Source organism: Lachnoclostridium phytofermentans ISDg (assembly GCF_000018685.1).
Lineage (GTDB): Bacteria > Bacillota > Clostridia > Lachnospirales > Lachnospiraceae > Lachnoclostridium > Lachnoclostridium phytofermentans.
In genome coordinates, this window is the sequence record NC_010001.1 from 491,581 (window position 1) to 514,690 (window position 23,110).

Genomic DNA, 23,110 nt, shown 5'->3' on the forward strand with positions numbered 1-23,110 from the left:
AAATTAAATTATATATTTTTTATCATACCATAAACTTTGATAATCGCATAGTGCGTCTCAGGTTAAGTGGATAATTCATAGCATTTTTAGTGTTAATTCTAGTTAACTTTCTCATTTTCAATTCAGTATAAATAGGTTTATTAATATCACGATGATTTTTTTTAAGTACTTGCAAAGAGTAATCAGGCCCATTAAAAGGACTAAAATATACCCAAACTATTAACAAAAGGTGAAATTTATAGTATCATTAAGGTAGGATTTCAGAGTTACAAAAATCGAAGGATTGGGAGGGGCAAGGTTACATGTTATTACGCAATTTTAAGTTGAAAAAATCAAGTGTATATGTGGTTTTTTTCTTTTCGTATATCTTAATTTTAATTGTTGCTTTAAGTTGTGGTTTTGCTTATTATGCACAGATAACGGCGAAAATTACAAAACAAACCGAGAATACGAAGCAGTTATTATTAACAGAACTCCGTACCAGTGTGGAATCAAGTACACAATACATTGAGGAATTATGCAATGAATTCACGTTTAATACGAAGCTGGAACAATTTGCGAAAGGATTACCCTCTGTTACACTGCATGAGGCAATGCAGGAGTTGACATTGCGACAAAAGCCAGGAGCCCTTCTATTCGACTATTTTCTGTACATAAAAGAAACAGATGAGATTATCACACCAAACATACGGATGAAGGCAGACAAATTTTTTGATATTATGTATTCCTTTGAGGATATAGATTATAAAGAATTTGCAGAACAATTAAAAGGAAATTATTTTAAAAATTATTTACCAATAATGAAAGTAAATCAATATGACAAAAATCCGGTGGAGATATTGCCTTTGATCCAAACATTCCCGGTTGGAACCAAGCAGAAGCCACTTGGTCAAGTCATCATATTCATTAATGCGGAAAAATTATTTTCAATGGTGGAACAGTTCCATGTTGCGACAGAATCAGATGTCTATGTCTATAATAAAAACAATGTGTGTATATTGTCTAGTTCCGGGGCCCCTGAGTTACCGGTAGAACTAGTCACTGATAAATCAGCAGGTAATAATACAAAGGACAGTATTGTATTTCGACAATTATCAGATACCTTAGGCTGGAAGTTCATCATTTCTACACCAAAGGATTTATTCTATTCCGAAAACTACGAATTTTTACTTCGGATGGTTGGGGTTGCAGTTGTGTATCTGATAATCGGTATCGTCTTAGTTTCTTTCCTCGCGGAATACAGCTATAAACCAATTCGTGAAATTCGAAAATATATTGATAAGAATACGAAAGTGGACGGAATCGTAAAAAATGAATATGAGGTTATTAAGACTACCTTAAAAGAGCAAATTACCAATGGAAGAGAATTATCAGATCTACTTGAAAGTCAAAAGCCTATTGTAAAGCGTGAGGTACTTGGTAAGTTACTGCATGGAATGGTTACCGATTATAGTAGCTTAAAGGAGCGTTTTGTTCCGCTTGGAATCACTTTTACAACGAATCTATTTTATACGGTTGCCCTTGAAGTATCTGAGGGATGTGAATTCTTTCGCATGGATAAAGCAGAAAATGATCAGAGTATGATTCTAGCAAAATTTATCTCAGAGAATGTCGGAGTGGATTTATTTCAAGAGAAATTTAACTACTACTACCTTGATATGGGGCAAAATACAGCGGTTCTATTGTTAAATCTTCGTAAGGAAGAAGAACTTGAAGAAGCAGATGAGATCGTGTATCAAAAAGTATCGGAGCTAATTCAATTTCTGAAAAAGTATTATTCTCTATATATTTATACTGGCATTAGTAAACAGCACCATACGCTAAAAGGAATTCAGCTTTGCTTTGACGAATCCAGAAAGGCACTGGAGCAACACAAGCTATACGGAGGATTTGAACCATATTGTTTCTATGAATTAGAGAATCTGGAAGCGGATTATTATTACCCGAGTGAGATGGAATATCAATTATTACGCTATATTAAAACTGGAGAAAGTGATAAAGCAAAACAATTATTACAAAGTATTCTTGATATCAATGCACGTAAGAAAAAAATTTCGACTAGTGCAGCAAGAGGACTATTATTTGAAATTTCAATCAGCTTAAAGAAGCTCTTTGATGGTGCGATGATATCAAGAGGTAAGGAGACAAGTAACCTTCTTGATTTAGATAATTATCTAAAGACACCGAATCTTTTGGTTGCATTCGATGATTTTTGTTCTTTGATTGATTGGTATCAGAAAGAACGAGCAGAGGTACCGGTTAGTAATAAAACAAAAAGATTGGTGGACTCCATAGCAGAGTTTATTGAACAAAATATTGGTGAGAACTGGCTTGACTTAAATGGACTTTCTTCAGAGTTCGGGGTAACACCTCAGTATATCTCAAACATATTTAAGAAGTATAAAGACGAGAACATTAAGGACTATATTTCGAAGCTTCGATTGGCTAAGGCAAAGGAATTATTAAGAGATACGGAACTTCCGATTAAAGAAATAGCAAATCAACTGGGTTATGTAGGTGAAATTGGGGTAATACGTTTATTTAAGAAGTATGAGGGGATTACTCCGGGAGATTATCGTAATCAGATTCATAATGTAAATTAAGAAAGCTGATACGACTTTCAGTAGTATGTATTGTAGTTCAAATATAAGAACAGAAATGTAGATTAATAAGAAAATGACTGTAAATTAGTTAGAACAGAGATGTAAACTAGTAAGTAAAGGAATGTAAACTAGTTAGAGCAGAGATAAGAAATACCTAATTTTTTGTATAGCATTTTATATACAAAGGTATTTCTTATCACTGTTTTAATTTAACAAGGAAAAACTCATAAGACATATCTTATATTTTTAGTGATTTTAAGTATACCTTTTATTGATTTTAAGAATACCTTTTATTGATTTTAAGAGTACCTCTTTATTTTTAGAATATTATATTCTGATAATAAAATCTTAAAAATAGATAATTACAGTTTAAGTATCGGGTATCAGCCTTAAACACTGGAAGTTTACGGTGTATTATCTCCAAGTTACAATAAATTTGTTAACAAATTTAAGGAGGTATGAGGTATGCAAAAACAAAGCATGGAAAACCAAGGGGAAGTTGTCCAATCGAAAAGCGTACTAAGGAGGGAAGTCACGAGGAGGCAAGCGATAAAGACAATCGGTACCGGGGGACTTTTGATTGCCTGTGCGCCTTTTTTGTTTGGAAAAACTGCATCTGCCGCTTCAGGTAAGGACAAGGAGGTTAAAGGTGTTAAGGATGTCCTTTCTTTGACAGATGTAGAATCCTTAAAAAGACTGACCAAGACAGAACGAAAGGACGGAATGATAGTTAATTTACTAGGATACTATGGGGCAGGAGATGGCGGACAAAAATCATTGGTTTATCTTTCTAAGAGTAAGGAAAAGGAGAATGGAGGAACTGTTCACCATCCAAACGATGGGGTAGGGGCATGGCATGTACTACACGATGGGATTGGACAGTTTCGTTGGTTCGGTATCTTTGATGAAAGTATTCCTGCGGATCATGCACTTGATTCCCTTGTAAATGATGAATCTTTTCATCGAATTGAAGCAAGCAGTGACTTGTTGTTGATTAAAAGACATGTCTTTCATCAAAGTAACCTGGAACTGGATTTTCAAAATCACATTATGTACACCTATGGTGCAGAGAATGCAAACAGGGATAATCCGTTCGCCGCAATGATGTTTTTCCAAGGTGTTAAGGTAGGAAGTCCGATTACTGTCACGTTACCTTATGTAAGAAATGAGAATGGTACACTGATGCAAACAGATTTCAGTGAAGATTCTGATTATCTTTATGTCGGTAACAACAAAAAGTTTGCAGAAAATGAGTGGTATTATGTTGAGACTGATGTACGTCCGATGGAGGAGGTACCAGGACGTTTACCAATCGGTGGTGGCAGCAGTGATAAAGAGATACAAAAGCTACTTCGCGTAACCAAAGTAGGAAAGAGTGCCAGTGATACCGAATATGTGGCATTTAACTACCTAAATGCATGGCCGCTTAAGTCTAAACGTAAGATTACTTACCAAAAGATAGAACCTGTATTTCATGTAAATGTAAAGAATCTAAAATTTGAGGGACAGGGTCACTCTGATACTACAGGAACCAGCCCAGTGGCTCACGAATTTTGCGTAGATTGTAACATTACGAATATTCAGGCAACAAAGGTATTCTGGCCGCTTAACCTTCGCAGATATTGTACTCAATATGAGGTCAGGGATTGTCTTTTAATAAATCCGGAAGAAGTGACTTTAGGTGGTACTGGATACTTGATACAACAAATAGGATGTCTGTATGGTAGTGTTATAAATTGCAAAGCTCATAATGTGAGACACCTTAATGATTTTACTGGATGTGCTTATTCACTCGTAGAAAATTGCCATTGTACCGGTGATGAGAATGGAGCTTTTGTTACACATGGGCAGTACGATCATGATTTAACATACATAGGAAACTCTGGATTCTTAAGCTTTGCAAACAGTGCTTTAAATGCCAAGGATTCTCATACTTGGGGTGGATTTCACAAGAGAATTGTAGTGAAAAAGCATCAGGCTCCCAGAGTGGTTTTTGAAAATAAAATGAATCGTGTAATTGATATGACATTAGAGGATTGCTATGTGTACCGAAACACGGAACGATATGGCGGCAATGGAGGTTCTGTTTGGGCAAATGTCGATGGACTTGTTATGAGAAACTGTGTGTTAATGGGGCCATTAGCATTAGGAGAGGATTCTTCCATGTCTCATCGACCAACCATAATTGAAGGATGCACCATACATATGTTAGATGGACATTACCTTACCAGACATCGCGGAAGCACCTATGAAGTAGAAAGGGACATCACTTTTAAGAATTGTGTATTTAAAAATATCGGGCAAAACTTTATTGTCAAAGGCGAGACGATTCGTTTTTATGATTGCCATTTCTATGCGGATCCAAATGCTCCAATCAGCAGGCTGAATGTGGAATCAAAACATGTAATAATATCTGGCGGTGGGTTCCATAATGTTTGTTTTGCTTTTGATAAAGGAGGTACGACAACTGAGGCTGTAGGGGATCAGAGTTTGGTGGTATGCGGTGGTGCAGTCATGGAAGGAAACAATGCAAGCGGTGCATTGATTGATATAAAAAATAATGCACGTGTAAGATTGGATTTTTCCCAAGCAGAGTTTGCTCCTGGGTATCAGATGAAAATGATATCACATACTCCGGAGGATGGAACAGTTTCTACAGGAACCTTAAGCTTGCAGATGCAAGGTACAACACTGAAAGGGACAGAACTTAGTATTTCGGAATCCTCCTTAGGAAAGGATTCCTATATCATGGTGCAGTCGTGTCTATTAAAAAATAGCAGACTTGATTTACCAAGCGGAAGTCAATGCTTAGTGATGAATAATCTGACCCTATAATAAAATGACGATAAATTAGTTATGCACAAGTATGCTTCAAGGAATGTAGGAAACAAATCGAAAATGTATAAAGATTGTATTAGGAATGGAGGTTTACATGAATAGAAAGTCAAATAAATTGCATGTAATAAATCGAGTAATAGCCTTATTAGCTATGTTATGCATTGTAACTGGGCTTTTTGGAAATCAGGTATCTGCTGCAAAAGTAACAATAGCAAAGGAATTAAAAATCGGGCAATATGTTACATTTGGAACCTATAATAAGGAGCCTATTCTTTGGAGAGTTATTGATCTGGACAAAGGGGGAAATCCATTGCTCTATGCAGAAAATATTCTAACCTATAAGGCTTTTGATGATCAGCTATGGGTTGCCAATACTGCAAAGAACTATGGAAACAATTACTGGGCATCCAGTGATTTACGAGCGTGGCTAAATGGTGTTGGTGATGAAATCGCTTATGATGCATCTGGTGCACCGAAGTCCGGGACTACAAAGGATGGGTGGAATGCCTATGATGAGGAACAAGGATTTTTAACAGAGTTTACCAAAGAAGAACAGGATGCGATTGTGTTAATGAAACATAAGCAATTGATTGATGAGGTAAATAGCACTGCATCTTCTGTTGAGAACAAGGATGCTAAATTGCACCGCTATGAGAGTAATATAAAGGATTGTTTAACAAACTATGAGGTAGCAAGATATTTAATCACAGAAGAAAAGGTATTTTTACTAGACATTAAAGAATTTTACACCTTGGTATATCAAGCTGGTTTTCCAGTAATAAAAGAACCAACAAAGAGTGCGAAAGAAAAAAATGAAGCCAAGAGTACTCTAGCATTCTCTCCCTATTGGCTTAGGACACCTCGCGCGAGTTATGCAGAAGAGACTGCAGATCCTAAGTATGGCGGGGTATCTGCAAAACCGGATGGAGCGAGTGTTCGGGTGGTGTACGGAAAAGACTACATCCTTGCAAAAGATGCTTATGATGGAAGTGTTGGTGTAATACCAGCCTTATATTTAGATAAGGATTATGTGTTATCCCAGGGGAATGGCACAGTAACTTCTCCATATCATAACCAGAGAAAAAAATAGGAGAATGAGGAATATAGCAGTATTAAAAAGATAAAGAAAGTGCCATCAGAGAATAAAAATAACTTCACTGGTGGCACTTCTCCATAGGTGAAAGATAAATTCGTTTTATTTCAAAATTCAGATGATAAAATATATCTTATTTCTATCCATCCAAGCGCAGATTTCCTATTGTGATTTCTTCTCCCGTATTGATTGCCTTCTCAAGTGCCTCCAATAATAAGACGGGACGAAGAAGGCTGTCAAAGTCCTCTGGCATCTGTCCTTTTTTAAGTGCATCCACGTATTTTTGAAAGCCTTGACGATAGACAGTTGAGATGTTTATAGGGTGAGTGATTACCTTGTCTCCGGAGTATATAGTTGCAAAGAATTCAGAAACTTCTGCAAAATGTATTGTTACTGCAAAATCCTCGTATTTAAAAAGTGCAATCAAATTACCACAGTGTACATCGGTTTTCACGCTGATTGGATTTTTACCAAAGATCGTAGTCATTATTTCAATAGCATGACCTCCATAAAAATAGATACCTCCATAAGGACTTACTAATTCTCCGGGAAAATTAAAATTTGCAGAGATAACAGATTGATTTTGGTGCAAATGTTGAAATTCTTGTTGTAAGGTGAGTACATCCGGACAATATTTGCAGGTGGAACCACCAGCGAGGAGAGTATTATTTTTTTTTGCTGCATCAATCAAGTGGATAGCTTCTGACGGAAGAATGGTAAAGGGCTTATCCACCCAGGTTGGGATACCAGCTTCAATAAATGGCAGTGCATGCTTATAGTGCAGATTACCATGTCGAAATACTACCATAACGGCATCTACATGAGAGAACATATCTATTGGGTGTTCCACAATTGTATCAATCTGACCTTCTCTGGCAACCACCTGCGTCCTTTCTTTATCAAGCCCATAAATAGAAGTTACCCGAACATCATCATAAAGATAATTACCTGCCTCATCTGGCAGGTTTGCAAGCTTCGAGAATGCCAATGCATGAGAGTTGTCGGAGCCTAGAATACCGATTCGTATCATAATGTTAACGTCCTTTCTATAGAAATAGAACAATTATAATAACCAATTACAAAAGCCTCTAATTATGTATAGAAAAGAGTCTTATGAATTAGCGTAGGGAAAATGAAGAGTGTATAATTTTATCTCTTAACTTAGATTTAGATAAACAGTCCTGATTCTATCTAAACGTTAATAAACACAATAGCAAGTACTCCTAGAAGGATACCAATTTTACCACGGTTAGATAACTTCTCTTTAAAAAATAGCGTTGAAATTATGGTAATGCCGAGGATAATACTGCCTTGTACGAGTGGAAACAGATAACTGCTGGGAATTTTCCCTGCTAAGCTTGTTAATAGCAAATTTCCAAGTAGAGAACCTGCTGCTAAGAACAAGATTGGTAATAAGTTAGTTTTTAGTTGCTTTACAGAGGATGAGGTCGTGATTTTTACCTCGCTTGCCTTTGACTTAGCAACCGGATAAGCAATAAAGTAGCAAAGAGAAGCAAAGGCAAATCCAAGGAGTATTAACCCAGAAGCTTCCGTGCCGTGTTGAAGCTGTTGATGAAGTTTTTGAACAATAGCAAGGCAACCATTACCTATAAACGTGAGAATACAATAAAAGAGCCATTGCTTTTTTTGTTTTCTATGAGTGGGGGAAACAGCTTCCTTTTTTGATTCTTTTGTAACATTAAGGAAGTAAAATGCCATCAGGAATAAAATGATAGCAATAAGGAGCGTCCACCGAAGTTCTTCTTTCAAAAAGAGAAGACCAAAAAAGGTAGGAAGCAGCATGCTAGAAGAAAAGTAGAATGCTGTGTAGGAAAGGGGGCCGCTGTTAATTGCCAGATTATAAAATAATATGGTAAAAGCAAATAAAAATCCAAAAAGAATACCAAACAAAATCGTGTTCTTACTTAGAGAAAAGGATTCCCTGGAGAACAATAAAAAGAAACTCATTCCGATACCTGCCACGAGTGTAAATACTCCATGGACCAGCATTTTTTGCGGAAGCGTATCTGCTTTCACAAACTTCATTGAGACTGATTGCAAGATGAAAAAGGTGATACTTAAAACCAAAAGTAGAGTTATCATAAAAACTCCCATCTATGCTCTTTAGCACATATTAATAAAGTTGTTTCAAAAACATTTTTCTTAAATAGTTCTTTTCATTTCTGTTAAATTTCTTCTTCCTTCTCTTTTAGCAGCGTATTCCATAGTAAGATATAATCCTCTTTTTTCTTTCTAGGAGAAGCACTTTTAATCTCTTTTGCGATGGAAGCTTCTTTAATCAGAAGATCAATTACAGTCATTGCCATTAGCTTTGCTGGTACTAGATAAGCGAGCTCTACGTCCTCTACATGAAAATCACAGCTGTGTAAATCTCCTGAAAATCCGCTGATGGTTGGTTGAATCACAGGAAGCAGATAGGATAAATCACCGGCGTCTGTACTTCCACAGAAAGGGAGATTTTCCTCCACAGTCACATTTGGAAGCAGTTGGGTAGCATTTTTTGAAAAGATACTGCTCAATCTAGTATTTTGCATCAGTGGGAGATAACCGGCAGAGTCTGTAATATCCACGTCAGTACCGATGGCATAGGAAGCACCTTTAATCGCACGATTCACTTTAGTATTCGCTGCTTTTATGGCCTCAATGGAAGCAGCTCTTACGTAGCTTTCCATCGTAACTTCACTAGGAACCGTATTTACTAAATCGCCACCTTTGGTGATAATCGGATGGACTCTGACCGAATCACAATCGCGGAAGGTTTCTCTTTGGGCGTGAATTGCTGAAATCGCGAGAGTTGCAGCATTTAATGCATTCACACCATCCCATGGGGCACCGCCTGCATGTGCTTCCTTTCCGAGAAATCGAATGTTTTTCCCTATAAATCCAGTAGAGTGGCTGTTGATGGAGATGTGAGGTTTGCTTTGATTGGTTTCACTATGTACCATAAGAGCCATATCAACATCATCAAAGACACCCTCTGCAATCATTTGCTGCTTTCCGCCAAAGTAGGAGATAAGTCCATCTTGTTTTAACTGGCTGCGATATCCAAGTTCAATATATTCTTCTGCAGGTGTAGCAAGAAAACATACATTACCATCCAGCGCGTCTTTAACTGCCGAAAGTCCAATAGCACAGCCAATCATAGCGGCAATCTGGGCGTGATGGCCGCAAGCATGTGCAGCACCGGTTTGCTTGTCTGCAAAGGGATGTTTTGGTGAGATCACAGCATCCAACTCACCCATAACAGCAATGGTAATCGGAGTAGCTGTGTAATTTTTTTCTTTCAGATATCCTCTCCATCCGGTAAGACCAACATTTGTAATATCCTCTAGACCTAGCTCCTCCCATATCTGCTTTACAAGATTGCTGGTGTTATGCTCTTTATAGCCTAATTCCGGATTGCGAAAAATTTCCTCACCAATGGAAATAATTTTATTACTATGCTTTGTAATGGCATCCAGTGCTTTGATTTTTATTAAATTCATTCATGTTTACCTCATTTCTGCACACGAATAAATGGTGTGCTTTTCTGCTCAACACAAGTTTATGATTGCGTTGCAATCATAAACTTGCTCAGTGAAAGATTTTTCTTTCACTCTATTAATATTGAAGCTCGTCTTATGGAAACATTCTTTTTACTATTTTACTTTGCCAAAAAGCTTTTCACAAATTCATCATCCGTTAGATGTGGATACATACTTTGTACTCGATGGATTTCTTCCAGTTGATTTTTTGATAATACTTCCTCTTCATCTAGACACCAGATACCTTCCATAAGTCCTTGTTCCATCAAAATCTCATGAACGCCTGGGATACAGCCAGCGAAGTTATTCGCAACATCAAAGAAGGCTCCATTACAGTCGGTTACTTCAATTGCTAAGGAGAGTAAATCGCTTGGTATCATAGATTCTGTTTGATATTTCTTAAGTTCAGAAAATTGCTTTACTACGTTATTTGTCCACAGTGACCAGTGGCCAAGTAAGCCGCCAACAAAACGTTTTTCCACTTGCTTTCCATCCATCGTAAAGCGATATGGGGTAAGCAAATCTACAACGATATTATCATCATTACCGGTGTAAAGAGCAATCTCATTACTTCTCTTTGAGGCAGCGACTCCACGAACAAGGTCAATGGTTTGATAACGGTTAAAGGAAGCACATTTGATAGCTACTACATTCGGAGTATCTGCAACAGCCCTCCAGTATTCATAGGAAAGGCGTCTTCCGCCACAAGCTGTCTGTAAGTAAAAGCCAATGACAGGTAATATGGCTGCAACAGCCTGTGTTCTTTCAATAAGGTATTCTTCACTCTCTTCTGATAAACCACCAGGGCTGAGTAAAACGGCGTCATAGCCAAGTGATTTCGCAAGTTTTGCTTCACTAACTGCTTGTTCTGTCCTTCCGCAAGCACCGGCAACTCGGATAATCGTCTTCCCGGTCTCTTGTTCGTATTTTGTGATTTCTTCTGCCGCGACCTTAAGTACTGGTTCCAATAAATTTATTTCCGGCTTTCTGATTTCAAATTGGGTAGTATGTACTGCAACTGCTACACCGCCAACCCCGGCGTGAAGATAATACTTCACTAGTTTTCGCTGACCTTCCTCATAAAAGGTTCGATCGCTATGGAGTGTGAGTGGAATAGCTGGAATTACGGTACCTTCCTTTAAATTATGGAGAGCGGTTTCCTGTCGATTCATTAGAAATTCCCCTTTCTTTCTTCAAAATGTGTTGGTTTTCCAAGAGAACGGCCACCTGATAGTATCCATTCTGCCTGCCAGTCAATTAACGTGTTGATAGAAACGGTTGGATAACCAAAAAGTTCAGTCATCTTACTGGCATTGTTTAAGTAAGCAGTAGAAGACTCTTCACCAACAAAACTTACCTCTTTACCAAGTTTCTTTGCTAATTTTAGGGCAGTTTCTTTGACACCAATGGTTTCCGGTCCTGTAACATTTAAACGGAATACAGAACTGTCGGCATGAAGTAGAAGTCTTATTGCCACTTCATTAGCATCTCCCTGCCAGATACAATTAAAGCAAGGACTCTCTAAGGAAATAGGGCGATCATTCATAATATTCTCTGCGATATCATAAAGCACGCCATAACGGAGGTCAACCGCATAGTTTAATCGGTAAATGGCAAGTTTGGTTCCATAAGTATTTGCACCGTACTCAAAGATACGTTCTCTGGAAAGGCTTGACATTGCATATTCGCCAACTGGTTCCGGATGAGTTTCTTCCGTAGCACCTCCACTATAAATTGCAACCTTTGGATAAATATTTCCAGTGGAAAATACAACGATACGGCTGTCTTTAAAGTGTTCCATAACATGAGAGGGAACGGTTGCATTCATTGCCCAGGTTTGATACTCATTTCCGTTCGTACCGAATTTTTTTCCTGCCATATAGATAATATTTTCTACTTTTGGAAGAGATGCAATTGCTCCCGGCTCCAGTAAATCAGCAGAAATCATTTCTATCTGATGGTCGCTAAGGAGCTTTTTCACAATCGGATCGCTAAAACGTGATACCGCAATAATTCGTTTGGTTATACCGGCACTCTCGCAAGCGCGTTTTGCTAGCAAGCTAAGTGTAGGCCCCATCTTACCTCCGGCGCCAAGAATCATAATGTCTCCGGTAATCTTTTTCATATCTTCAATCAGCGCACTTGACGGATTGGTCAATAAGGTATCTAATCTTTCTTCAGTCCACATAGGAACTCCTCCTTAGAATTTTCTTTCATCAAGACAGTAGATTCGTTATGTCCTAGTTTCTATTGCCTTTTGTGTAGCTTTAGTATAGAAGACTATGAAAACACAGTAAATTGCCAGTATTTAAGCCTAAGGTAACAAAGTATAAAGTTTAAACTTTGATAGGAAATCCTTAAAATTGTTAGTTCTAAGAGGTGGACATGTGGTACGTCCAGATTAATTTTTGTGAGTTTAAGATTAAGGAGTGGCAATTTTAAGTTGCGGATACAGCAGATATAATAAAAGTACAAAGCAAGCCTAAGGACATACGTTCTCACAAATACATAAGAAGATAGAACAAAAAAAGTTATTGGGTTTGAAACGAAAAAGAAGGAGGAATATCCTTATGGGGTTAAAAAGGGATAAAAGAAAAGACGGTCGAGCCAGACCCAGTAAAGAGGTGAGAGCACGGATGAGGCATCAAAGCCGTGTGTTAATAAAAAGGAACTGGGCGCTGTACTTGTTTATATTGCCTGCATTCCTGTATTTTCTAATATTTGCGTATGCACCTATGTATGGAGTCCAGATTGCCTTTAAGGACTTTATTGCTACAAAGGGATTTGGAGGAAGCCCTTGGGCAGACCCGATTTATAAACATTTCAAAACGTTTTTTAGTTCAGTTAATTTTTCGCAGATATTTATGAACACGATCACCCTTTCCTTATATTATATGGCAGTCAGTTTTGTGACACCAATTTTATTAGCATTAATGATTAATGAGGTAGGGAATAAGTATTTTAAGAAAACAGTCCAAAATATTACATACATGCCATATTTCATTTCAACGGTAGTTCTTGTCGGTATGATTGATTTGTTCCTTTCAAGAAATGGATTGTTCAATCAAATAGGAGCCGCATTATTTCATTCGGAGCCGACTATGTTCTTGATGAAGGATAGCCTGTTTAATGATATTTATGTGTGGAGTGGTGTTTGGCAGGTAACCGGATATGGTGCAGTAATTTACATTGCCGCACTAAGCGGTGTTTCACCTGAACTTCATGAAGCAGCAATTATGGATGGTGCTGGACGAATGCAGCGAATCCGACATATTAATTTACCAGCCATTATGCCAACGATTGTGGTTATGTTGATTATGACAGTTGGCGGTATCATGAACCTTTCATTTGAAAAGGTGCTGCTGATGCAAAAGGATGGAAATATGATGGTTTCGGAAGTTATCTCTACCTATGTATATAAGTTAGGTATACAAAGAGCACAGTACAGTTTATCCTCTGCAGTCGGGTTATTCAATAATGTAATTAACCTGATTCTATTGGTAACGGTTAATAAGATTTCAAGAAAAGTCAGCGAAAACTCATTATGGTAGAAAGGAGGGAGATACATGAAGCGAAAGAATAAAATGAAGCAATCAAGAGGCGACAAGATTTTTGTTATCGTTAATTATACTCTCTTAACTGTAATATTACTGTTATGTCTCTACCCTCTATGGTTTGTTATGATTTCATCGGTTAGTAATCCGGACTTAGTAAATTCAGGTAAGGTTTGGTTACTTCCAAAAGAAATTAGTTTCACAGGTTACAAAAACCTTTTTCATGACAAGAGTATTATAAGAGGTTATATCAATACCTTAATTTATACAGGCGGAGGTACCATGTTAAACCTCGCGGTTACTTTACCGGCAGCTTATGCACTGTCCAGAAAAGATTTTGTAGGAAGAAAGTTTTTTACACTTATGTTCCTATTTACCATGTTTTTCTCGGGAGGGTTGATTCCGACCTTTATGACAGTAAAAAACCTAGGTTTATATAATAGTCCATGGGTAATGGTAATACTCGGTGCAACGTCAATGACGAATATTATTATCAGCAGAACGTTTTTTATGACCAATATCCCGAATGAGCTACATGAAGCAGCACAAATAGATGGATGTGGAAACGTAAGACTCTTTCTACAGGTTGTATTGCCAATATCAACTGCAATCTGCGCGGTTATGGCATTGTTTTTTGCAGTAAACCATTGGAATGGCTATTTTACAGCATTGATTTACATACGTGATGATCGCTATAAGCCACTTCAGATTATTATGAGAGAAGTATTAATGAGAAGTAAGTTCAATGCAGAGATGTTACAGCAAGGCGGTGATTCCGCTGGTCTATTACAGGAGGAACTTAGAGCAGCAGAGCAAATCAAATATGCTTTAATTGTAATTGCATCTCTTCCGGTAATGGCAATTTATCCATTTATTCAAAAGTATTTTGTTAAGGGCGTAACGGTAGGTGCAGTAAAAGGGTAACTATAAATCCGAAACTACACAAATCGTGATATAATTTAGCCAAGAGAAATTTATTGAAAGAGGAGGATTCATCATGAAGTTTAAGAAACTTGTAGCAATGGGGCTTTGCACATGTCTAGCGGTAACTTTGTTAGCTGGATGTGGCAAAAAGAATGAGGATCAGGCAAACAATAATGTAACAGCAACTCCATCAGAGGGGCAAAGTACTCCATCCGGTGGTGATTCGGGGAAAGATGAGATGCCGGAAAATGTAAATGCAGTTGGTGTCTATCCGATTGTAAAAGAACCAATTACACTTAAGATTATGGGACGTAAGGATCCAGGAGCTACGGATTGGGGCGAACTTGAAGTATTCAAACGTTTAACAAAAATCACTAACATTAATTTTGAGTTTGAGTTATCAGAAGGTGACACCTTTGTAGAGCAGAAGAACATTGCATTAGTTGGTGGTGAATATCCAGACTTAATTTTACGTGCAGATACCTCTTCCATCACGGATGAAGAGACTTATGGTCCACAAGGAGTTTTTCTAGACTTAACGGATTTAATCGACAAATATGCTCCCAATATTAAAGCATTATTACAGGAGCGTCCTGACATTAAAGCAGCCATTACTTCCATGGATGGTAAGATTTACGGATTACCATATGCCTTCCAGACTGCTACAACGCAAGGTCATACCGGTTTCTTTGATTCTAAGTGGATGGACAATGTTGGAATAACAAAGGTTCCGGAAACAACAGATGAATTATATGATATGTTAGTCAAGTTTAAAGAAATGGATGCAAACGGAAATGGTGATCTAAATGACGAGATTCCATTTAGTTGTTCCGGATTAAATACAACAATTCGTCGTCTTTTAATCCCTGCATTTACAGGTACAGCAGAAGGCTTAGGATTTGATATTAAAAATGGTGAAGTAGTATATGCGCCAGCTCTACCAGAGTATAAAGAGTTTTTAATTTATACAAACAAGCTTTATAGTGAAGGGTTACTTGATCCAGAGTTTTCAACACAGACAAGTCAACAATGGCAGGCTAAAGTAAAAGCGGGAATGTGCGGCGTATACTCCGCTTCTCCAACCTTACTTGATCCGGAAGTGACAATAACACAGCAGTTATCACTACCTCCATTAACCAGCAGTACCAATGACAAAAAAGTTGTAATCCAGCCAGATAACTTATATCCGGCGAGAGGATTTATCACAGACAAATGTAAAGACCCAGTAGCAGCAATCCGCTTACTTGACATGTTCTATGCAACGCCTGAAAATGCGGTTGAGGGCTTCTCTGGACAGACCTTATTCCTTGGCTGGGAGGGCGAGCATTGGGAATACACAAATGGCATGAAAGATTTTTATCGCTGGATCGATCCAATCACTGGTTTTGGAGATATCAACAAATCCATCTCTGTAAATATGGAATTACCGGGTTACTTAAACTTCACTGCAGGTCCTGCCGGAAATCCTTTGATGGAGATGAAGGTAGAACAAGTGAATAATATGCAGAAACCTTATTATACGACTGCTTACCCTATCAATGCCAGATTTACAGCAGATGAGTCTGAGCGCGGTAATGTAATCGAAAATGATTTATATACCTATGTAACAATGATGACAACCAAGTTTATCATTGGTGAAGTAAGTATTGATAAGTTTGATGAATATATTGACACTTTAAATAAAACAGGTCTTCCAGAGCTATTAGAAATCAAGAGAGCAGCTTTAGCAAGATGGAATGAGGCTATGAACTAAAAAATTAAGATAAGGCTGCTGTGAAATGAAATTGTATGTAGGAAGTTCATTTGTCAGCAGCCTTTTTAAGAGGTTAAATAATGCAAAAAGAGAAGACATCCTTTGAGACAGACTTTAGTAGATTCGGAATACTAGATGGCTCTGTCTCGGCAGATACTGCATTGGAAGAGATGCTTTCAGATGAGACAATTCGAGTAATCCATGCGTATACGCCACTTAATTTTACAAAAAGGCATCTTATAAAACGTAGTAATATTACCTTTGATTTTCATGGGAATATGGTAACCGCGATAGGGATAGAACATGCAAATCATAACGATCCCTTCTCTGCGCTGTTTCATATTACCGGAGAGAGGCTGAGTGATATAAGAAGCGTCAGTTTATCTCATCCGTTACAGGAACTCTATGATATTTTTGAAGTGGATGATTCCGACCAATTTGAACTGGATTCTTGGTGGATTGTCACTTGCAATGCGTTATGCGGAAGAGAAGAAAAAGAAATTGATAAGATGCTTCAGGTAACAGAAATCATTGATAAGACTCATGTTCGGTTTAACTATAAGATGGGATGGCCCTTTGAAGCGGGTAGGGTATTAACTTACCAAAAAGTAAAGCCCATTTTTGATGTTTCGGTTAATAATATGAGGTTTACTGGAAACCAAGAAGGAGAGGAAACAGGTGTTGAACCTCTTGCCTATGAATATGCAGTTAATTGTAATGCTAGTAATATTCATGCAAGGTTTACCTATTGGCCAGTAATATTACGAAGGCATAACACAGGCTATGTGACGGAAAGGTGCTCTTTACATAATCCCATCGAGGTGGTGGTAGGGGGGACTGGTTATCTGACACAGCAAATACATTGTCTATATGGAAAGGTTAGAGATTGTGAAGCAAGCAATGCAAGGCACCTAAACGACTTTACGGGTAGTGCATACTGCATGGTGGAGAACTGCCATGGTGACGGTGATTTCCATGGTGCCTTTGTTACTCATGGACAATTTGAGCACGACCTTACCTATACTGGGAACTCTGGCTTGCTATCATTTGCAAACAGTGGACCTACTTGGGGATCCAGCGCAAAAAGAATTACGGTGATACGCCATGTGGGTTGCTGGGGACTGGCTTTTGCAAAGGTAAGTGATTTAACACTACAGGATGTGGTAATTCAAAAGACAGAAAAATATGAGGAATGCGGAAATCTTCTGTTAAACGCAGACGGACTTCAGGTGAGAGGATGTACGGCAGAACGCTTAGTCCTGACACAGCGTTCCAATCGTTCCAAACGCCCTGTTGTTATTGAGAACAGTTATTTTACGGAAGGTGTTGAGATAACAAAGACAGGAGAGGCAGCAGTGAAAACTAAGATTAGAATTATAAATACAATAGACAAAGATGGAAAGGAATGTTGAAAAAATCGCGATTCAACATTCTATGATTAATTGAGACCAGAGTAGTTTCAGTTTAACTAGCGCGTCGCAACGCGCAGATAGGTACTCATATGTTAAATATATTGGTTACGATCCCAACATTAAGTGCAGTATTCCCAACATTTTTTGATGATAAGCGAAAGAGAGAACTTGAAAGCATCGGTAATGTTATCTGGAATGTTTCTGACAAGCAATTTTCAAAAGAGGAATTTACGGAAAAATTAAAAGACATCGATATTTGTGTAACAGGCTGGGGAACTCCTGTGATGGAGGAAGAAGTATTAACCTACGCGAATCGTCTTCGATTTATCGCTCATACCGGTGGTTCCGTAAAACCTTATGTAACGGATGCTTGCTATGAGAGGGGAATTCGTGTAGTTAGTGGTAACTCAGTTTTTGCAGAAAGCGTTGCAGAAGGTGTAATAGCCTATGCTCTTTCTTCCTTAAGAGATATTCCGAGATTTTCTTATGAGCTTAAGCAGGGAATATGGCCAGCCCAATTTTATAATCGTGGGTTATTGGAACGAAAGGTTGGCATTGTTGGTTATGGAATGATTGCCCGCTATGTAGTATCGATGCTAAAACCATTTCATTGTGGGATAAAAGTATATTCCCGCCATATTGCTAACGAAGAGTTAGAGCAGCATCAGATGGAAAAGGCTACCTTGGATGAGATTTTCAGTACTTGTGATATTATCTCTATTCATAGTGGGATGACACCGGAGAATCACCACCTAATAACAGAAGAACTATTAAATCAAATGAAACCTGGAGCCCTATTAATCAATACAGCAAGAGGAGCTATTATTGACGAAGAAGCATTAATTAAAGTTTTAGATAAGAAGGAGATTTATGCAGCTCTTGATGTCTATGAAACAGAGCCATTGCCTTCTGACCATCCTTTACTAGAGTGTGAAAATGCTTTACTGCTTCCTCACATGGGAGGGCCGACCATTGACCGCAGATTGTCTGTAACTTCCTCTGTGATTACGGATATTCATAATTTTATAGATGAGAAGCCTCTCCTCTGTGAGATAAGCGCGTCATATGCCGCAAAGATGTCAATGTATTAAAAATTTGACTGGATTTATATAGGAATTTAAAAGAAAGGATCAAACTATTCAGCTTTAAGGCCACTATTTTATAGTTAGCTTACAGTAACTTATTAGTTATGGTTACATAGAAAATTCTGAATAGGAAAAGGATGAAAGATGGAAAAAATTAAACTAGCATTAGTAGGGGCAGGAGAGCGTGGTCAGAATAGCTATGCACCTTATGCAAAATTGCATGGCTATGAGATAGAGTTCGTCGCAGTAGCGGAGCCGGATTTCGGTAGAAGAGAACAGTTTTGTAAGGATTATGGTGTATCGAAGGAGCATGCATATGAAAGTGCAGAGGACTTCTTATCCCAAGGAAAAATCGCCGATGCAGTTCTTATTTGTACACAGGATAAAGACCATTTTGATTATGCCTGCACAGCAATCCATTTAGGGTATGATATATTATTAGAAAAACCAATATCACCAGATCCTCTTGAATGTATCCAATTAGAGGAGCTTGCGGTGAAACATGGGACGACAATTGTAGTATGCCATGTTATGCGTTATACCAAATTTTATAGAAAAATAAAAGAAATTATGGAGTCCGGTGTGATAGGAGATGTGGTATCCATTACTCATACCGAAAATGTGGCTTATTGGCACTATGCACATAGTTATGTAAGAGGAAACTGGCATAGAAGAGAGGATTCCTCTCCAATGATACTTGCAAAATGCTGTCATGATATGGATATCTTAGCATGGCTGTTAGACAGTCGTTGTAAGAGTATCTCTTCCTATGGGGATTTAACTTATTTTAAAGAAGAAAATGCTCCGGTTGGCTCACCAAAACGATGTATGGATGGGTGCCCGCATAGTTCTACCTGTCCATATTATGCACCAAAGATTTATCTTACTGAGGATACGAAATGGCCTACCTCTTGTCTTGGAACAGATACCAGCTATGAGGCCAGAAAGAAAGCTTTGCAGGAAGGACCTTATGGCGTTTGTGTATTTCATAATGACAACGATGTTGTGGACCATCAGGTGGCATCTATCTTATTTGAAAATGGAGTAACGGTTGCATTTACCATGTGTGCCTTCTCTAATGCTTGCGATAGAACAATAAAGTTCATGGGAACAAAGGGTGAGATTCGTGCCAGTATGGAAAAGAATACAATTGAAGTAACTGAGTTTGGTCAGGGAATCATGACAGGAACAACAAATGTATATACTCTGATTCCTGGGGATACCGGTCATAGTGGCGGTGATGAAGGAATTATGGAAGAGTTCGTTTCCATTCTAAAAGGAGTTAGAAAGAATACCAATACAATTTCACAGTCCGTTCATAGCCATATCATGGCGTTTGCAGCAGAGGAATCAAGACTTCAGGGGAAGACAATAGAGATTGTAGATTATGAAAAAAAATTCAGATCATAAAAGAATTCAGATCATAAAAAATTTTAGATTATAAAAGAATTCAGATCATAAAGGAATTAGGAGAAGTCATGGAATATAAAACGGGAAACGGCTATCCCATCGAGAAGTTCATTGAATTTGGCAATGAAGTATTTGGAGATGAGGTTTTACCTGGTGGTTTTGAATGTTTACTTCCAAAGTTAAAGAAGGATACGGAATTACCGAAGCATTTTCGCGTGATAGAAGAGGAGGGGGAGTTAAAGGCGATGTTACTCTCCCTGCCACTAACCCTCAATGTGTATGATCAAATGCTATCCATCCGATACATAGGTCTCGTGGCTGTTCATGAAAGTGCCAGAGGCAAGGGATATATGACTTTTTTAATGGAGCAAGTGATCAAGGAAATGAAGGAAGAAAAAACAATGCTTAGTGTTCTTGGTGGCCAGCGACAGCGTTATGAATACTTTGGATATGAACCGGCTGGTTTGGAATTTCATTGTGCAGTGAACAAAACAAATCTAAAGCATAGCATGTTATCAAAGCCGATGGATAGCGGTATTACAATTGATTTATTAAAACAAGAATCAGTAGAAGTTGGTCAAGCTTATAAACTTTTTATGTGCATACCAGTAAGGACATTACGGGAAGAGGATTCCTTTTATGAACTCTTGCAGTCATGGAGAAGTACTCCCTATGTCATCTATAAAGATGGAGATTTTAAAGGATATCTTAGTGTCAGTGTAGAAGGAGAAACAGGACAGATAAGGGAACTGTATCGGAAGGATGATTCCGTGTCTATTACCGATATTTGTTATTTATGTATGGAGAAATGTAAGGTAGAAAAATTGGAATTTGCATTATCCCTGCCAGAAATAAAAAAGGATAAGGAATTACAAAATCTTTGTGAAACCTATGAAATTACATGTAACCATTCGTTTTGCGTCTTTGATTTTGAGGCAGTTATTAAGGCTTATCTTCCTTTCTTATCGCAAACAAACACAGTACTAGAGGGAGAAGCTAGATTCTATATTGAGGATGAACTATATACCATTTGTGTTGACGAAGGCTACCAAACGGTAAGAAGGGAAAGTACACTTCGGGATGTGAAGTTAAAAGATGTTCCGTCCTACACCCATAAAGAAGCTGTGAGGTTATTGTTCACACCGCTTTCATCATTACAGGGGAATGAAAATTCAGAAGAACTACGCAAGTGGTTTCCGTTGCCTCTTTACTTATCGATTTTGGATGCATGCTAATTTCTGGATGACGGTAGTGGAATAGCGGTAGCATGCGAAACAACTCATTATACCTAATAGTACAAAAAAAGAGGCGGTTAGGAGGTAAGCATGTTTAATATTGGATTGAGTGAATTCTTACTACTGTTATTGATTGCTTTCCTTGTAGTAGGACCAAAAGATCTTCCAAAGATTGCAAGAGCAATTGGTAAAGGGGTGAGGTACTTAGGTAACTTAAAAGAGGAATTCGGAGAAATTCTTAATATTGAGGAAGAAATAAATGCAGTGAAAAATGACTTTGAAGAAATAAAAGACATTACGAAAGAAGCGGAACAAGCGAGCAGAGATATTATTGATGTAATGAACGAGGCGAAAAAAGACCTTAAGGATATTGATGGTGCTATTAGTGAGGCTAAATCAGTGGTTGAGTAAGTAGCCGGGAATCAAGTTTAAGAAAACATCAAGTAAATTATCACGTAAAACCTTAAGTAAAACCTTAAGTAAAACCTCAAGTAAAACCTCAAGTAAAACCTCAAGTAAAACATAACATAAGAAACTTTGTGGTAGTACATAAATCAATCATTGAAAGAAAAAGGAGGATTATTATGAGAATCGGTACAACAGAAGTCCTATTAATTTTGGCACTTGCATTAGTACTCTTTGGCGGCGGTAAATTAGCTGGTGTAGGGAAGGCATTAGGGACAAGTATTAAAGAGTTTAAAAAGGAGGTACATAGCGAAGATTCCATATCAGAAGCGAAAGGAAACTCATCCCATGAAAACTAAGCGGATGGAAAAGCGAAACCAGGGTTACATGGATTCAAAAGAGCTTGGCGAATCCAAGACTCTGATGGAACATCTGCTAGATTTTAGAAAGGTTCTTATATTTAGTACGGCAGTAATTGTGTTATTTTTTCTTGTGATTTGGCTTTGCTGTTCTGAATGGTTACTTAACATAGTTGCAAAACCATTAATTGACCGAAATATCACAATTGTATATACTGCAATTGCAGAGTCTTTCTCAGCCCAGATGAAGGTGTCGTTTTTATTCGCGGTCATTCTTGCCTTCCCTTTTGTACTGGGAAAGCTATGGAGGTTTGTTGCCCCTTCACTTTACCGAAGAGAAAAGTTTGTTTACGGAGGAGTATTTTTCATAGTATTATTACTATTTGTTCTTGGTATTTTATTTGCTTATCTGATTGTATTTCATATGGCGATTAATTTCTTTGTGTTTTCAAGTGGTGCACTTGCAAAACCAATGATATCAATAGAAAGCTATGTGGGATTTATGATTCGTTTTATGATTCCCTTTGGTATTACGTTTGAACTACCGTTGGTTATCTTAATCTTGACAAAACTTCAGATTGTAAAGCTTTCTCAGTTGATGAAGAGTCAGAAATACGTAATTTTACTATTGTTTGTTCTTGCAGCGATTCTAACACCACCAGATGTTATCTCCCAGATTATGCTTGGATTACCTCTAACGCTTTTATATGAGATAGGAGTATTAGGAGCTGCAATCGTAACAGCAAGGAGAAAGCGAAGAGAGAGTTATGAAGCAGAATCGTGCAGCCAGGCTTAAGTTTACTTTCTTGTATTCGCTTGAAATATTTATTAAGTATAATAAACCCGAATAACAATCCTTGCAGTAAGTCTTAAGGATTAATATTCGGGTTATTT

The 23,110-nt window shown here is 37.8% G+C and carries 18 protein-coding genes; 13 read left to right on the plus strand and 5 right to left on the minus strand.

Annotation, left to right across the window (positions count from 1 at the left end; genetic code table 11):
• Positions 1 to 302: 302 nt before the first annotated feature.
• From CPHY_RS02160 to CPHY_RS02170, 3 genes are all read left to right on the plus strand, one after another.
• The gene (locus CPHY_RS02160; RefSeq protein WP_012198415.1) at positions 303 to 2,603 is read left to right on the plus strand and encodes an AraC family transcriptional regulator; all 2,301 of its coding nucleotides are present in this window, start codon (positions 303 to 305) and stop codon (positions 2,601 to 2,603) included.
• A 465-nt stretch (positions 2,604 to 3,068) separates the two neighbouring features.
• Entirely contained in the window at positions 3,069 to 5,438 is a 2,370-nt protein-coding gene (locus CPHY_RS02165) for a hypothetical protein (protein WP_012198416.1), read from the plus strand.
• A 97-nt stretch (positions 5,439 to 5,535) separates the two neighbouring features.
• Positions 5,536 to 6,531, plus strand: a complete 996-nt coding sequence (locus CPHY_RS02170) for a DUF6273 domain-containing protein (RefSeq protein ID WP_012198417.1) — start codon at positions 5,536 to 5,538, stop codon at positions 6,529 to 6,531.
• 142 nt (positions 6,532 to 6,673) lie between these two features.
• Here CPHY_RS02170 and CPHY_RS02175 read toward each other — a convergent pair whose 3' ends face one another.
• The 5 genes from CPHY_RS02175 to CPHY_RS02195 form a co-directional block, all read right to left on the minus strand.
• A complete protein-coding gene (locus CPHY_RS02175) occupies positions 6,674 to 7,564 on the minus strand; it encodes a Gfo/Idh/MocA family protein (protein WP_012198418.1) in 891 nt (296 codons plus the stop codon).
• Between the two features lie 161 nt (positions 7,565 to 7,725).
• Entirely contained in the window at positions 7,726 to 8,637 is a 912-nt protein-coding gene (locus CPHY_RS02180) for an EamA family transporter (RefSeq protein WP_012198419.1), read from the minus strand.
• Positions 8,638 to 8,720: 83 nt separating this feature from the next.
• The gene (locus tag CPHY_RS02185) at positions 8,721 to 10,040 is read right to left on the minus strand and encodes an amidohydrolase (protein ID WP_012198420.1); all 1,320 of its coding nucleotides are present in this window, start codon (positions 10,038 to 10,040) and stop codon (positions 8,721 to 8,723) included.
• A gap of 158 nt (positions 10,041 to 10,198) precedes the next feature.
• A complete protein-coding gene (locus CPHY_RS02190) occupies positions 10,199 to 11,251 on the minus strand; it encodes a dihydrodipicolinate synthase family protein (protein WP_012198421.1) in 1,053 nt (350 codons plus the stop codon).
• Positions 11,251 to 12,267 (minus strand): NAD-dependent epimerase/dehydratase family protein, encoded by a 1,017-nt coding sequence (locus CPHY_RS02195; RefSeq protein ID WP_012198422.1) that lies wholly within the window; start codon positions 12,265 to 12,267, stop codon positions 11,251 to 11,253. Before CPHY_RS02195 ends, CPHY_RS02190 begins: the two co-directional genes overlap by 1 nt.
• A 382-nt stretch (positions 12,268 to 12,649) precedes the next feature.
• Here CPHY_RS02195 and CPHY_RS02200 point away from each other — a divergent pair, with 382 nt between their 5' ends.
• The 10 genes from CPHY_RS02200 to tatC all read left to right on the plus strand — a co-directional run bounded on the left by CPHY_RS02200 (position 12,650) and on the right by tatC (position 23,012).
• Positions 12,650 to 13,630 (plus strand): ABC transporter permease, encoded by a 981-nt coding sequence (locus CPHY_RS02200; protein ID WP_012198423.1) that lies wholly within the window; start codon positions 12,650 to 12,652, stop codon positions 13,628 to 13,630.
• Positions 13,631 to 13,645: 15 nt separating this feature from the next.
• A complete protein-coding gene (locus CPHY_RS02205) occupies positions 13,646 to 14,557 on the plus strand; it encodes a carbohydrate ABC transporter permease (protein WP_012198424.1) in 912 nt (303 codons plus the stop codon).
• Between the two features lie 73 nt (positions 14,558 to 14,630).
• Entirely contained in the window at positions 14,631 to 16,310 is a 1,680-nt protein-coding gene (locus tag CPHY_RS02210; RefSeq protein ID WP_012198425.1) for an ABC transporter substrate-binding protein, read from the plus strand.
• Positions 16,311 to 16,390: 80 nt separating this feature from the next.
• Complete coding sequence (locus CPHY_RS02215; RefSeq protein WP_012198426.1) at positions 16,391 to 17,722, plus strand: hypothetical protein; 1,332 nt, start codon at positions 16,391 to 16,393, stop codon at positions 17,720 to 17,722.
• A gap of 89 nt (positions 17,723 to 17,811) precedes the next feature.
• Entirely contained in the window at positions 17,812 to 18,813 is a 1,002-nt protein-coding gene (locus CPHY_RS02220; RefSeq protein ID WP_012198427.1) for a hydroxyacid dehydrogenase, read from the plus strand.
• Positions 18,814 to 18,951: 138 nt separating this feature from the next.
• Positions 18,952 to 20,217, plus strand: a complete 1,266-nt coding sequence (locus tag CPHY_RS02225) for a Gfo/Idh/MocA family protein (protein ID WP_012198428.1) — start codon at positions 18,952 to 18,954, stop codon at positions 20,215 to 20,217.
• Positions 20,218 to 20,285: 68 nt separating this feature from the next.
• Positions 20,286 to 21,452 carry a GNAT family N-acetyltransferase gene (locus tag CPHY_RS02230; RefSeq protein WP_012198429.1) on the plus strand — a complete coding sequence of 389 codons (1,167 nt, stop codon included), beginning with the start codon at positions 20,286 to 20,288 and terminating at the stop codon, positions 21,450 to 21,452.
• Between the two features lie 90 nt (positions 21,453 to 21,542).
• Positions 21,543 to 21,863, plus strand: coding sequence for a twin-arginine translocase TatA/TatE family subunit (locus tag CPHY_RS20500; protein ID WP_012198430.1), 321 nt, complete (start codon positions 21,543 to 21,545; stop codon positions 21,861 to 21,863).
• A gap of 173 nt (positions 21,864 to 22,036) precedes the next feature.
• Positions 22,037 to 22,216 carry a twin-arginine translocase TatA/TatE family subunit gene (locus CPHY_RS02240; protein WP_012198431.1) on the plus strand — a complete coding sequence of 60 codons (180 nt, stop codon included), beginning with the start codon at positions 22,037 to 22,039 and terminating at the stop codon, positions 22,214 to 22,216.
• On the plus strand, positions 22,206 to 23,012 hold the full coding sequence (gene tatC, locus CPHY_RS02245; protein ID WP_012198432.1) for a twin-arginine translocase subunit TatC: 807 nt from the start codon (positions 22,206 to 22,208) through the stop codon (positions 23,010 to 23,012). The genes CPHY_RS02240 and tatC overlap by 11 nt, the downstream gene beginning before the upstream one ends.
• The last annotated feature ends 98 nt before the right edge of the window (positions 23,013 to 23,110 follow it).

Bases quoted from the DNA above. Each gene is read 5' to 3' on its own strand.
- CPHY_RS02195 (WP_012198422.1), bottom strand. From the start codon at position 12,267: ATGTGGACTGAAGAAAGATTAGATACCTTATTGACCAATCCGTCAAGT.
- CPHY_RS02210 (WP_012198425.1), top strand. From the start codon at position 14,631: ATGAAGTTTAAGAAACTTGTAGCAATGGGGCTTTGCACATGTCTAGCG.
- CPHY_RS02205 (WP_012198424.1), top strand. From the start codon at position 13,646: ATGAAGCGAAAGAATAAAATGAAGCAATCAAGAGGCGACAAGATTTTT.
- CPHY_RS02160 (WP_012198415.1), top strand. From the start codon at position 303: ATGTTATTACGCAATTTTAAGTTGAAAAAATCAAGTGTATATGTGGTT.
- CPHY_RS02200 (WP_012198423.1), top strand. From the start codon at position 12,650: ATGGGGTTAAAAAGGGATAAAAGAAAAGACGGTCGAGCCAGACCCAGT.
- tatC (WP_012198432.1), top strand. From the start codon at position 22,206: ATGAAAACTAAGCGGATGGAAAAGCGAAACCAGGGTTACATGGATTCA.
- CPHY_RS02190 (WP_012198421.1), bottom strand. From the start codon at position 11,251: ATGAATCGACAGGAAACCGCTCTCCATAATTTAAAGGAAGGTACCGTA.
- CPHY_RS02230 (WP_012198429.1), top strand. From the start codon at position 20,286: ATGGAATATAAAACGGGAAACGGCTATCCCATCGAGAAGTTCATTGAA.
- CPHY_RS02220 (WP_012198427.1), top strand. From the start codon at position 17,812: ATGTTAAATATATTGGTTACGATCCCAACATTAAGTGCAGTATTCCCA.
- CPHY_RS02175 (WP_012198418.1), bottom strand. From the start codon at position 7,564: ATGATACGAATCGGTATTCTAGGCTCCGACAACTCTCATGCATTGGCA.
- CPHY_RS02170 (WP_012198417.1), top strand. From the start codon at position 5,536: ATGAATAGAAAGTCAAATAAATTGCATGTAATAAATCGAGTAATAGCC.
- CPHY_RS02180 (WP_012198419.1), bottom strand. From the start codon at position 8,637: ATGATAACTCTACTTTTGGTTTTAAGTATCACCTTTTTCATCTTGCAA.
- CPHY_RS02215 (WP_012198426.1), top strand. From the start codon at position 16,391: ATGCAAAAAGAGAAGACATCCTTTGAGACAGACTTTAGTAGATTCGGA.
- CPHY_RS02165 (WP_012198416.1), top strand. From the start codon at position 3,069: ATGCAAAAACAAAGCATGGAAAACCAAGGGGAAGTTGTCCAATCGAAA.
- CPHY_RS02225 (WP_012198428.1), top strand. From the start codon at position 18,952: ATGGAAAAAATTAAACTAGCATTAGTAGGGGCAGGAGAGCGTGGTCAG.
- CPHY_RS02185 (WP_012198420.1), bottom strand. From the start codon at position 10,040: ATGAATTTAATAAAAATCAAAGCACTGGATGCCATTACAAAGCATAGT.
- CPHY_RS02240 (WP_012198431.1), top strand. From the start codon at position 22,037: ATGAGAATCGGTACAACAGAAGTCCTATTAATTTTGGCACTTGCATTA.
- CPHY_RS20500 (WP_012198430.1), top strand. From the start codon at position 21,543: ATGTTTAATATTGGATTGAGTGAATTCTTACTACTGTTATTGATTGCT.